The sequence below is a fragment of the Pirellulales bacterium genome (genome assembly GCA_035533075.1).
GTDB lineage: Bacteria > Planctomycetota > Planctomycetia > Pirellulales > JAICIG01 > DASSFG01.
In genome coordinates, this window is the sequence record DATLUO010000194.1 from 1 (window position 1) to 11,480 (window position 11,480).

The 11,480-nt window shown below is 61.4% G+C and carries 9 protein-coding genes; 2 read left to right on the forward strand and 7 right to left on the reverse strand.

Annotated elements, in window-relative coordinates; translation table 11 throughout:
* Positions 1-181 (reverse strand): hypothetical protein (locus tag VNH11_24775; protein HVA49603.1); only part of this gene is annotated, 181 nt, incomplete at its 3' end.
* A gap of 529 nt (positions 182-710) precedes the next feature.
* On the reverse strand, positions 711-2,066 hold the full coding sequence (locus tag VNH11_24780; protein ID HVA49604.1) for a hypothetical protein: 1,356 nt from the start codon (positions 2,064-2,066) through the stop codon (positions 711-713).
* Positions 2,067-2,420: 354 nt separating this feature from the next.
* Between VNH11_24780 and VNH11_24785 the strand changes: the two genes are divergently transcribed.
* Positions 2,421-3,065, forward strand: coding sequence for a hypothetical protein (locus VNH11_24785; GenBank protein ID HVA49605.1), 645 nt, complete (start codon positions 2,421-2,423; stop codon positions 3,063-3,065).
* A gap of 230 nt (positions 3,066-3,295) precedes the next feature.
* Here VNH11_24785 and VNH11_24790 read toward each other — a convergent pair whose 3' ends face one another.
* From VNH11_24790 to VNH11_24810, 5 genes are all read right to left on the reverse strand, one after another.
* The gene (locus tag VNH11_24790; GenBank protein HVA49606.1) at positions 3,296-4,753 is read right to left on the reverse strand and encodes an alkaline phosphatase family protein; all 1,458 of its coding nucleotides are present in this window, start codon (positions 4,751-4,753) and stop codon (positions 3,296-3,298) included.
* 70 nt (positions 4,754-4,823) lie between these two features.
* Positions 4,824-7,817: a type I restriction endonuclease gene (locus tag VNH11_24795; protein ID HVA49607.1), complete on the reverse strand. Its 2,994-nt coding sequence runs from the start codon at positions 7,815-7,817 to the stop codon at positions 4,824-4,826.
* 346 nt (positions 7,818-8,163) lie between these two features.
* A complete protein-coding gene (locus VNH11_24800) occupies positions 8,164-8,394 on the reverse strand; it encodes a hypothetical protein (GenBank protein HVA49608.1) in 231 nt (76 codons plus the stop codon).
* A gap of 23 nt (positions 8,395-8,417) precedes the next feature.
* Entirely contained in the window at positions 8,418-9,776 is a 1,359-nt protein-coding gene (locus tag VNH11_24805) for a restriction endonuclease subunit S (protein HVA49609.1), read from the reverse strand.
* Positions 9,777-10,068: 292 nt separating this feature from the next.
* A complete protein-coding gene (locus VNH11_24810) occupies positions 10,069-10,662 on the reverse strand; it encodes a hypothetical protein (protein ID HVA49610.1) in 594 nt (197 codons plus the stop codon).
* Between VNH11_24810 and VNH11_24815 the strand changes: the two genes are divergently transcribed.
* Positions 10,646-11,425, forward strand: a complete 780-nt coding sequence (locus tag VNH11_24815; protein HVA49611.1) for a hypothetical protein — start codon at positions 10,646-10,648, stop codon at positions 11,423-11,425. The genes VNH11_24810 and VNH11_24815 overlap by 17 nt on opposite strands.
* Positions 11,426-11,480: the final 55 nt, after the last annotated feature.

The window sequence follows — 11,480 nt, forward strand, 5'->3', positions numbered from 1 at the left end:
CCCGATCGCCGATCCGCTCGCGGAGCGGGCGGGCTACGTAGCCCGCTTGCTCCGCAAGCGGGAGGGTGACCGGGAAGCGGCGGCCCGCTACCGCAAGCGGCTGTCGGGCGCGTCGTCCTGTAGACGGCCAACGCGAACCCCCGCCGGGCAAGCCGGCGGCATCCGCTCGGAACCAAGACATTCTTATGTTCTATCTCGCGACTGGCTTGGGTTGGATCGGTTGCAGGCGCCGTGCGTGGCTCCCTGTGTTCTACCGCACCGTTGGCTTGGACCGATTTGTTTTCGATCTCTCACCGCACCTCGACGGGAGCCGGCGGGCCGCATCAGGTCGGTCGACAGCCAAAACCTCGTGTTTCATCGGTGTGGGCAAATTTGCCCACACCGTGCGCGGGGGGTGCGGTCGACCAACAGCCGGCGTCACTGCTCAATGTCTCAGCACGCGCGACCGACCATCGGCCCGCTCTTTTCCCCGTCTGCCAGCAATACGCTTGGCGACCGTCAAAAAATCACCCCCCGCGGAAAAATCCGGCAGGCTCGCCCACCACCCGCCGCCGCTGACCGTTAGACGCCGCCAGCGGCCAGAAAGTTCCGGGGATGTGGCCTGGGTCTCTTTGCATGCCCGGCGGCTGCTGTACGACGGCCCCGGCACTTTGGCCGGTCGCGGCCGTGCGCGGAGGATGGGCTTCCCAGCCCGTCATGTGAACGCCATCCTACCCTATGCCCGTGAGGCCGGCCTCTTGACCGTTGCGGAGCATCTCCAGGACCCCGTTGAGGCGCCGGTCAAGGTCTTGCTTGAGCTCCGTCGCGTGCTCTTCGATGAACTTGCCGCTGGTCTGGATCGTGCGGGCTTTGGTGGCCATTTCGCCGATGCGAGCGACCCAGCCCAGCAACTCCTGCACGTGCTGCTCGATGGCCTGCAAATCGAGTCCACCGGCCGCTTCGCGCCGCGCCGCGGCCACGGCCAGCGCTCGGGCGATCTTGTAGGCCGAATCGAAGAACAAGAGCGGCTTGCCGGCGGCGAGGTCGTCTTTATCGACCGTGCAGTAGAAATCGTCGCCGATGCGGCGGAAATCGCCGATCTCGGCCGGCTCGCTCCCCTTGGCGAAGGCGAAGATGCCGATGCCGGCGGCACGGTTCTCCTTGGCCGCCTCCAACTCGTCGATCGCTTCCTTCAGCTTGTAACGAGAGTCTTTGGCCTCGAAAACGATCCTGACGCCCGGCGCGCCGGCCGTCTCGCCCAAGATAGCCACTAAATCGCCGACTTTCTTGCGCGTTTCGCCGGGCGTGCCGCGGACAAACTCCGTCTCGTCGCCCAGCCCGCGGCCCATCGCCGCGAAGACTTTGTACAGATCGGCCTCAAACTCGATCCCCTTGACGTGCCTACGGGCAGCCTCGGCGGCGGTGGCCTCTTTGACGCCCAACGCCAGGTTGATCTTCTGAAAACCCTCGTCGAGCAGCGTCTTCAGCCGCGACATGGCCGACTTTTCCTGGTCGAGCGAGAACTCGGCCAGCACCTCATTGAGCCGGTTTTCCAGCAGCTTCTGCATGCGAGCTTCGATGAGCATGATCACGCCGTCTTTGTTCTTCGGATCGAGCGATCGGGCGAACAGGCTGTTGGGCCCGACCTGGGCTTCCATCAGTCGGCCGAGCTTGCCGTCGGCCGGATCGAACCATGCGCGGATGATCCGCGCCAGGTGCCCCTCCTGACCGAGAAAGCCGTCGAGCGAGCGCGGGAGTTGCCCGTCTTTGTCTTTGAAGTAATGCCCGAGGTGTGCGGTCATTTCTTCCTGAAACTCGCCAACAAAATCTTTGAAGCGCGATTCGACCTCGGCGAATTTGTCGTGGACGACGCGCATATCGAGCGTCGGGCTGGCCGACTTGATGGCGATGACACCCACCTTGAGCGCCTCGGCGGCCTTCTCGACGCGCTGGTCGTTGGGGAATTGCGTGATGTAGCCATAGACGATCGGGTCGGTGATCGGCAGCGTCAGTTGGAGCGGCGCATCGGCGCTTTCAATTTGGTTGGCAACTTCGTGGATCAGGCGGTCAGCGGTGGCGTTCAGCATGGTATTGAGTAGTTATCCTGGAAGAATGTTGGATGCCCACGTCTCGTTCGACAGGTACTTAACGGGCCGCCGGGGCAGATGTCCGACTTCTTCAACGGTGAGACGGCGATATTTACCAAGACAACGTCAGCAGCCGGCACAAAGTAGCAGGCACGCTCCGCCGTGCCGTTGCCGCATCACGAGAGACGCCACCACCGGATCCGGCCCGCGCTGCGATCGACGTTGCCGGGAGCACAGCGTCCACCGGCTTAAGGCGACGGCACGGCGGAGCGTGCCTGCTACTTTGACGCTTCGCGCGATGCGGCTTGCTGATTATCTTGGCGGTTGTATGCAGTTCTCCTGAGAGGCGCAACCATGTGTTTTGAACTGTTTGATCCGCGCGGGGAATTGACGATCCGAGAAGGGACGCTGCCGCACTGGTACCAGCCCGGCGTGACCTACTTCGTTACCTTCCGCACCGACGATTCGGTCCCGCAGTCGTTGCTGCGGTCGTGGCACAAGCGACGCGACGTTTGGCTGGCGCGCCACGGCATCGATCCTCACCAGCCCAACTGGAAAGCAACGCTGCGAGAGAGCGCCGAGCTGGAGGACGAATACCACCGCAAGTTTACCCGCGAATTCATGGATTACCTCGATCGCGGCTATGGCGCCTGTGTGCTGCGCAGGGCGGCACTGGCGGAAATCGTCGGGCAAAGCCTGCGGCACTTTGATGGAGACCGCTACCACTTGGGCGATTTCGTGGTGATGCCGAATCACGTACATCTGTTAGCCTGCCTCATCGGAGGGACCGAAATCGAGGCCCAGTGCCGGTCTTGGAAGACGTTTACGGCTGGCAAGATCAACAAGTTGCTCGGGCGCAATGGCCGCTTCTGGCAAGAAGAAAGTTTCGATCATCTTGTGCGGAGCGTCGAACAATTCGAGCATTTGCGGCGGTACATCGCCGCCAACCCCATCCGCGCCGGCCTTTCGCCCGGCGAATATCTGGCATATGCAAAGTAGCAGGCACGCTCCGCCGTGCCGTTGCAGCACTTCCGATGGCGCACCACTGAATCGAGTCACGCGCTCCGATCGACGTTGTCTCGGGCGCAGCGTCAACCGGCTTAAGGCAACGGCACGGCGGAGCGTGCCTGCTACTTTGACGCCTCGGGCGGGGCGTTCGCCAGCGCGATTTCGCCAGCCGGTCGCTTTTCGCCAGTAAAGCGCGCTTGCGTGTCTGAGGCTGCCACAGGTTAAGGCGAAACGGCTGTGGACGCTTCAGCGGTAGCCGTTTGCTGTCGCAAAAACGCTTCGACCCGCCATTTGGCCAATTGGCCGTGAGTTGGAGCGGCGACCGCCGCGGCAAATCCGCCGGGAGCCGCCGCGGCGGCCGCAGCAACCGGTTTTGGCTCGATATCCTCCGTGAACCGCAGAAGCGCCTTTTGATTCTCGTTCATTGCGGGTTCCGGCTGTTCTGCGGTCATCGGTGCTGCGGCCATCGCCAGCTTCGGGGATGGCACGCTGAGCGATAAAGGCGTGTCTGTGCGAGGCGGACCTGAAAGCCGGATCGCCGCGGCGAAGCTGTTCGCTCTGCGGTCCCTCTGGGTCAAGGGTCGAAGGCCCCATTTGTCGGCCATGTATTTGAGCAAGCTCGTGTGGTCGAACTCGGTCGGCAGCACTCCGCGATCAACCCACGGCGACACCAGTAATGCCGGCACGCGCACACCGAGCTGATCGAAGGTGTATTCCTCATGATGCTCGTCAGGCGGAACTGCAGCCGGCGGCTCGATGTGATCGTAAAAGCCACCGTTTTCGTCATAGACGACGATCAGCAGCGTCGAGTTCCAGAGTTCGGCGTTGCTCCGGATGGCGTTGTAGACCTTCGCTAGTAGCTCTTGGGCTGCCACTGTCGAGTGCGGCGGATGGTCGTCGTTTTGCGGCTGCTGCTCGAACGGCAGGTGGAAGTAATTCGGCTCGATGAACGTGTATTGCGGAAAGCTGCGTTCGTGGCCCGTGGCGTCGCGGAAAAAGCGATCCAGAAAGAAGTAGTGGCGGGCGTTGTGTGGCTGCTGCTGATGGCGAAGAACCAGCGACTGCGGCACATCGCCATGATAAATGCGCCATGAAATACGACGTTCGTTGAGCCGGTCGTAGATCGTATCCTGGTTGTAGCTCAGGTAATACCTGGCCGGCGCAAAGCCGTCTGGCATCGTGACCAGACCTTTGGATGTGCCCGAATGCACGAAGAAGCGGTTGGTCCATGTCGGGCCGGGTACTGACGAGTACCAATGGTCGCAGATGGTGAAGCATTCGGCCAATTCGTGCAACGCCGGTAAGTCGCCTTTGCCAAAATAATCCATGATTCGCTGGCGTTCATCGGCCGTGGTGGCTGGATACTCTTTTTCGTATTCCGATACGAATCCCGCATTGCCACCTCGAAGCTGATTCAGGATGTGCTCCAGTTCGTGCTTCGGATCGGGATTGACGACGGTATCGTTCGATTGCCGCTGGAAGTATTTTCGACCCGCCGAATCCTGATTACTGTATGGCTGCCGCGGATCGACGCCGTCCAGGTCGGGATAAACCGACTTGAAGCAGCCCAACATCTGGTCGAACGAATGGTTCTCGAACATCAGCACGACGACGTGCTTGATGGGGTCGGTCCCGGTCGCTTCCCGCACTCGACCGAAGAGTCGCTGCAACAGTCGCATCACTGACGATCCTTCTTCGAAGTTCTGTTAAACACTGGGCAATTGCGGCCCAGGGTTAACGCCAATCATGTTACGTCGCGCCCTCATCCGCCGTCCGTTCCTTCCGCTGGGCGTACCGATCAAACAGCAGATCGTTCAAAAACGCGGCGAATTCGGGCTTGTCGTTGATCTGCTTGAAAAACCGGAAGTTCACGTCGATCATGTCCTGCACGTGGTCGCGAACCTTGTGGTCGAACGTCAGGCGCGCGTTCTCGCGCGTGTTCACCGCGAAGCTGGACGCCATCCCCACGTCGGCGTCGAGCTTCTCCTCCAGCGTCTCCAAGAACTGCTTGTCGTCCTCCGCGAAGCTCGTCCCGAAGCGGTCGTTGAGCAGCTTGAGGATTTCAGACAGCGGCTCCAGCACCTCGTCGGGCTTGCCGCCGGTCAGGCCGGCCTTCTCGTGCTCCAGCACGCCCTTGCCCAAGGCCGGTGAGAGCGACTCACGGGCAGCCTGAACCAGACGCACCGTGCTCATGTCGACAAACTTCTTCAACTCGCGCGGCTGCTCCTCGCGCGGCACCGGCAGCACGCGCAACAGACAACGGCAAAACTGGTAGAGCTGCTCCAGTTCGGGGTCGGCAAAGGGGATCACCTGCCCGAGGAACGAATAGAGGTCGGCGTAGCGGTGCAACTGCCCGCGGAACTCGCGGCGATCGTCCTCCTGGCCGGCCTCCACGCGCTCCACCACCGGTTTGAGCGCCGCGTAAACCTTCTCCATCACCGCCCGGGGCTTATAGAACGCAGCCGCGAAACTCTCCACGTCGGCCGCGAAGAGAAAGTTGTATTTCTTCAGCGCGCTCTCGACTTTGTGCAGGTCGTTGGGATCGGTGGCCTCGGCCAGGCTGGTTTGCCCGAAGTAGCGGCCGAACGCCTCTTTGACCAGTTCGGCGTTGTCGGCGAAGTCGAGCACGCAGGTGTCGGTTTTGTAGGGCGGCAGCGTGCGGTTCAGGCGCGAAAGCGTCTGCACCGCGTTCACCTCGCCGGCCAGCCGCTTGTCGACGTACATCGTGTGCAGCAGCGGCTGGTCGAAGCCGGTCTGGAACTTGTTGGCCACAATCAGCAGCCGATAGGGATCGGTGGCGAACTTGGCCGCGGTCTGGGCTTCGGAAAAACCGTTCATGCCGGCCTCGGTGTATTCCTTGCCGGTCTCCTCGTCTTTGACCGTGCCCGAAAAGGCGATCACGGCCTTCCAACTATAGCCTTTCTCGTCCAGATACCTGTCAATCTCCAGCTTGTACGAAACCGCCTGCTGCCGCGAGCTGGTGACGAGCATGGCCCGCGCGCGGTGGTCGATCTGGTCTAAAATCTTGTGGGCCAGGTGCTCGGCGATCACATGCACCTTCTCGCGGATCGTCTTGGGGTTTTCCGACACGAACCGCGTGAGCATCTTGCTCGCCTTCTGCCGGTCGTACTTGGGGTCTTCCTTGACCTTCTTGAGCAGCGTCCAATAGGTGCGATAAGAGATGAAGTTCTTGAGCACGTCGAGAATAAAGCCCTCTTCGATCGCCTGCCGCATGCTGTAGAGGCTGAAGGGCATAAAGGCCGGGCTGCCGCCGGGATTCGGCACGCCGAAGATTTCCAGCGTCTCGTGCTTGGGCGTGGCGGTGAAGGCGAAGGTGCTGACGTGCTGCATGCGTCCGCGGGCCTGCTGGTCTTTCCGCGCCAGGTCGGCCGCGCTTTGGCCCTCTTCGTCGTCGGAGCCGACGCGCAGCGCCGATTTCATCTCTTTGGCAGCATCGCCCCCTTGCGACGAATGGGCCTCGTCGAGTATCAGGGCGAACCGCAGCCCATCGGCTCTCCAGGGCAGCGTTTCCTGGCCAAACTTGCGCATCTCCTCCAGCACGACGGGGAATTTTTGCAGCGTGGTGACAATGATCTGCTTGCCGGCCTCCAGCGCCTGCTTGAGATGCTTGCCGCCTTCGTCGATGTGCTCGACCAGCCCGGCCGTTTGCTCGAAGGAAGTCACGGTGCGGCTCAACTGGCGGTCGAGCGCGACGCGGTCGGTGACCACGATCACCGAGTCGAACACGCGCTTATCGTGGTGGTCGTGCAGCGACACCAGGCGATGCGCGAGCCAGGCGATCGAGTTCGACTTGCCGCTGCCGGCGCTATGCTGAACGAGGTAGTTCTGCCCGGCTCCGTGCTCGCGGGCATGCGCCACCAACTCGCGCACCGATTCCAACTGGTGATAGCGCGGGAAGACGATCGAGCGTTTGAGCTTGCCTTGCTCGTCGCGCTCGCGGACGTCCTGCACGAAGTACTGCATCAGGTCGAGCACGCTGTCGCGCGCCCAGACCTCGCGCCACAGATAATCGGTGCTGAAGCCGCTGCCGAGCTTGGGCGGCGGATTGCCGGCGCCGCGGTATTTTCCTTCGCCGTCGCCGCGGTTGAAGGGCAAAAAGGCGGTGTCGTCGCCCTTTAACTGCGTGGTCACATACACCAGCAGCGGATCGACGGCGAAATGGGCCAGGCAGCGGCCGAGCGCGAACAGCGGCTCGCGCTGGTCGCGGTCGCGGCGGTACTGGACGATGGCGTCGGTCACGTCCTGGTCGTTGAGTGGGTTTTTGAGCTCGGCCGTGAAGAGCGGCAAGCCGTTCAGAAAAAGCACCAGGTCGAGGCTGTGGTCGCTCTTTTCGCTGTACCGCGCCTGACGCATGACGGTGAACTGGTTCGCCTGATAGAGCGCGTCGGTGTCGGGATTCAGCGAGGTTTCGGGCTTCCAGAACGCCAGCCGGAATTTGCAGCCGGTGGCCTTCACTCCCTCGCGTAAAACCGTAACCGTGCCGTCGGCGGTGATTGCGTCGGCGACGCGCTTGAGCAACTGATCGCGTGCCGCTTCGCGGTGCTGCTCGACGAATTTTTTCCATTCTTTGGGCTGCGTGGCCTCGACGAAGTCGACGAGCGGCCCGGGGTCGAGGCAGAGTGCCTTGTCGAACGCCGCCGGCGGCCGCTGGACGTAGTGCGCCGTGACCAGGTCGGCGACGATGGCCGTTTCGAGGGCCTGTTCGGAGATGGTTTTATTCATGCGTTTGCCAGTCTTGAAACGCCCTGCGGTTGCAGCTCGCCGCCGCGTTTCCAGCTTCTATATGCTCATGATTCGCCGGCGAAGACGGTTTTCTTGCAGCCGGCTTTAGCCGGACTTAGAGTATTTGCCACCAGCTTTAGCTGGTGGTTGTCGCCCCGAGTACCCGTTTCGTTAGCCGGCTTCAGCCGGCTTTTGCATTTGCGGCTTTAGCCATTGATTCAAAGCCACTTTCCACATTTCGGAAGCCCGGCTAAAGCCGGCTCAACAGCAACAATGATTGGCACCCCGGCACCACCAGCTAAAGCTGGTGGCAAAGCGTTGAAAGCCCGGCTAAAGCCGGCTCAAATCAAGGCCATGCGTCTCGCTCCTCGGACTGGGTCGGCGTTGGCCGTTCGAAATCGCCTTGCCAGGCGCCGGCTGTCGCTTGCAGGAACTCCAAGTATTCTTGTTGCGGCACTGACGGTTCCGACTCAATGGTGATCGACACTTCGCGGTTCGCCAAATCCCTGCCCAGCGGAACATCGAGGTGTAGCGTGCCGTCAGGGTCGGTCTTCGATTGAACGACAATACGGGTCATCGTTGGTTCTCCTTTCTCCTTCATCATACCTCGCCTCGCACGTCGATTTGCCCCGTGACGGCGGCGGAAATCAGGGCGGCGCGGTACTCGTGCAGGTGCGCAATGCCGTCCGCGACTCGCTGGATGAGTGAGTCAGTTTGGCAGCATTGCCGGTCGAGGAAACGCGCGATTTGCTCCTGTTCGCCCATTCCCGGACACGGGAGGTCCGCGCGCTTCAAGTCGCGGATGTTAATTCCCTGAATCGTCGCCCCAAGCGCACCGGCTTCAAGCTTGGCAAAAAAAGGCATCGAGCGAACAGCGTAGAGGAGCCAGCGCACATTTACGCCAGGGTGCCGAGCAATTCGCGCCGCGTCTTGAGTAAGATTCGCTCCGCTTAGCTCGGCCGGGACAATTTGTGCGGCGCCAATGCTCCCTCGAATGGCGTAAACAATGTCACCTTCCTGGAGGCGGGATCGTGCGTAGCCAGCTTCAATCTCCTTGGATGTTCGGCTCATAAACTCAAGTCGTAAACGGCCCTCCTCACAGTTCCCACCTTTAACGATTGGGATGCCGTCGTCAACGTGCGGACCAGGAAGCACGATCCCATACATTACCTGGCGCTCGTCGGGGACCAGGTATCGGAGCTTAGTCATGGTCCAGTGATCAGGAATCGGTCCCCAAAAAGGAGAGCCGGAATCTTTAAGCGGCGCGGCGGGGTCGAGGCCGCGCGTGACGGCGTGGCTGATGACCGCCCGCCGCTTCTCTTCCAGCAGTGCAATCAGCCGCTCCTTTTGCGCGACAAGGGCGTCGATGGTTGCAGTCTCGCGGTCGAGGAACGCCGCGATGCAGCATTGTTCCGATAGCGGCGGTACGTTGATTCGGAGGTTGCGAATCAACTCTCCGCTAACGTCCGGCTGGCCACCACCATACGACATCGCGACGATTCTTTCACGATTGCCGAGGAACCAATAAAGCACATAGCGAACATCCACTCCCTTGGGCCGAGCCATCGCGAAGCAAGCCTGATTAGTAACTGCTGGCCTCGATACGATGCCGAGTTTGCCTATCGTCGCCCCGTAAAGGGCAATTAGCAATGTTCCGGCTGGATAAACCTTCAATGCGGAATGATCTATTATCGCTGTTTCGGTGACTGACTTCTGTATGTCATCAAGCCACCCGTCGTTGAGGTCGCCGGTATTAACCCACGGAATATCCCCGCCAAAATACGACTGATCGCCGGTGTTGGGTGTCGTCCCGCTACCGGTAGCGTGGAACAACCAAGAAACCTTCTTTACGGCCCAAGTCGTGGGGGCCGAGGTAAGCCACCGATGCGTTATTGGTCGATATTCCGGATATCGCTTCCAGCAGCGAACAGCGGCCTGATCGCGTATCGTGGTTGTCATCGGCGGCCTCCCTGCGCCGGCGGCAGGTCAGTGGCAGTCCGTCGACGGGCCAAAGTTGCCGGCCCTACGTTGTAGCCGTGCCCGTGTTCCGGCGCCTGATCGGGGCGTGACGGTATGCGTTGGACTCCGCAATGACGCCCTTTCAGGGCTACGGTATTTGCGCGCCACCGCAACCCAGGGTTGCACCCTGCGCTATCGAATGACGCACCTTCGGTGCTACGGACCGGCGCGATTGTCGGGACGGCGTCCCGACAATTCGTCCGGCGTCTCTCGCGTGTGTATCGCGCCGCGCTCATCCAGCCACCTCCTTCAACAGCCGCAGCACGTCTTGCTCGACGGCTTTGATGTCGGCCTCGATTTCCTCCAACGGGCGCGGCGGCTGATAGCGGTAGAAATAGCGGTTGAAGTTGATCTCGTAACCCACGATGCCGATGCCGCCGTCCTTTTCGTCGCGGACCGTCTCGTTGACCCAGGCGTCGGGCACGTGCGGCTTCACCTCCCGCTCGAAATAGGCGTAAACGTCTTCACCCAGCGGCACGTTCTCGGTGTCGCGCAACTCGCTGTCAGGCTCGGGGTTGCCCTCTTCATCGCGACAGATGGCGGCCGTCTCATCACGCTCGCTGAGGGCGTCGAGAATGGCCCGACGCACCGGCGCGGCCAACCGCAAGCCGGCGTTCGTTACGGCTTCGTCGAAAATGGTCAGAAAATCGGCGCGGTCCTTCATCAACGTGTCGGGCAACGTCGCCAGCATGGCACGAATCGCCTTTTGCAGCTTGCGGCCGGCGCGCTCGTCTTCTGCCCGTTCATCGGCGTCCTTCTTTTTGCTCACGGCCAGGTTCTGAAAGGCCTTCGCCTCTTCCAGCCGCGCAATGGTGCTGCCGAACATCGAGGGGCTGATCCGGCGAAACGTGGATCGCTTTCTCTTCGATCGACAGCTCCGGCGCGACCCGGTTGGCTACGCCGTGTTTGAAAACCTGGAGTCCGCCGTGGCCGATTTGGCCACATCCGGCAAAGCGTCTGTCAGGGGAACCGACGACGGACGCTTGCGAAGCGCAGCGATTGTTCTGCTGGGCGCCGCCAACGCCGCCTCGACTCCCTGCGATTTTGAGCGATTGCGCAAAGCTGTCGCGGAAGCAGCCAAGTGGGGCGACGCCCTGGCGGAGCTGGTGACGACCTCGGACAGCGGCCGCGAATGGATGATCGGTTTTCTCAACGGGATCGAGGCCGACGGCATTGGCTGTTTTCGCGTTTCCGACCTCGTGGCGGCGATTGCCTCACGCGCGCGGGACGACTGGGCGGCAAGGCACGCGGTACCCGCGGGCGAGCTTGCCTACGAGGGGCAGGACGAGTCGCTTCGCCTGGTGAGGCTCGTGCGGCCCGATGACGGCACCGACACGAGGGACCTATTCGAGATGCTTAAGCGAACCGTTCCGGGGCGGATTGCGAAGGAGCAGCAAGCGCGTGTCCGCAAAGGTCTTACGGCGGTCTTTGAGGAGTGGATCCGAACGATCGAAGACGAAGGTATATCGCGGCCCAATCAGGCCGAACTGGCCAGGCGGCTGACGATGTCGGCCAAAACGCTGTCCGACTACCTGCAGCGTCTGCGGAGCATTTTGCGGGAAATTCTGGGCGAAAAGCCGGACGAATAAGTATCGTGCTGGTTAATGAATCGCAGGCAGGTACAGAGACATGAAAAGCGAGGGT